The sequence below is a fragment of the Pseudaminobacter sp. Soil_N_29 genome, assembly GCF_057656055.1.
Window position 1 is genome coordinate 1 of record NZ_JBDGLC010000025.1, and the last position, 950, is coordinate 950.

General features: G+C 60.4%; 1 protein-coding gene and 1 pseudogene. Both read left to right on the plus strand.

Annotation, left to right across the window (positions count from 1 at the left end):
• The coding region (locus AC3A4H_RS23555; RefSeq protein WP_487768872.1) for an ABC transporter ATP-binding protein at window positions 1-477 on the plus strand (477 nt) is incomplete at its 5' end.
• Between the two features lie 325 nt (window positions 478-802).
• Window positions 803-950, plus strand: a pseudogene (locus tag AC3A4H_RS23560) (SDR family oxidoreductase); the annotation flags it as partial.

The following is a 950-nucleotide window of genomic DNA, read 5'->3' on the forward strand; positions in this document are numbered from 1 at the left end:
ATCGCCCGCGCCGGCATGCAGCTCGTGCACGAGGATCGACGCATCTTCGGTAGCCTGACTGTGGAGGAGAACATCATCCTCGCCGGGCTGACCGCTGTCAACAAATGGCCGCTGGAACGCATCTATGGCATGTTTCCTCGGCTGAAGCAGCGACGCACCAGCCAGGGCACCGATCTGTCCGGCGGTGAGCAACAGATGCTGGCGATCGCGCGGGCGCTGGTGCGTGACCCGAAGATCATCCTGCTCGATGAGCCGTTCGAGGGGCTGGCACCGGTCATCGTGCACGATCTGGTGCGCGCATGCCGCGAACTGGCGCAGGCCGGGCAGACCATCGTGCTCGTCGAACAGAATCTGGCAGCGACGCTCGCACTGGCAAAGCGCGTCTACATCATCAACAACGGCCATATCGCGCACGAGGGTCCCGTAGCGGAGATCAGAGCGCAACCGGATCTCCTGCAGCGCTTTCTTGGGGTCTAGCCGAACGCAGCGTCTGACACCCAATTAAGCCGACCGCGGGGCGTGGCCTGCCTTGTTTCTAGACGTCAGGGTTTGGTTCAAAGATCGGTTGCATAACTGAAGTTCAGATGGAGTTGGACGGCTATCGCGCGGCGCAGGGCAAGTAACGTGGAAAAGGACTTCCGGCACTTTTCAGGCTTGGAGAATGCGCCTTCAGCTTTTCCGATAACGTGTTCCTCCGCGAGCCGATCCGTATTCTGACGGCCGAACCCCAATAATACTGATTCGCGAACAAGGGCACGTCCTATTGGCAATTTCGCACCGGTACTTGCCCGGCGCGGCCTCCGAAACGCGCGGCTTTATCGAGGGGCTTCAAGCTCTGAAGCGAATGCTCGACCAGAAGAGATTGCTCGAGCGGCCCTCTTTCTCGCCTCCCCAGCAGCGAGTTTCATGACTGGCGCCGCCGTTCTTGCCGATGGTGGCGTGTCCATCAA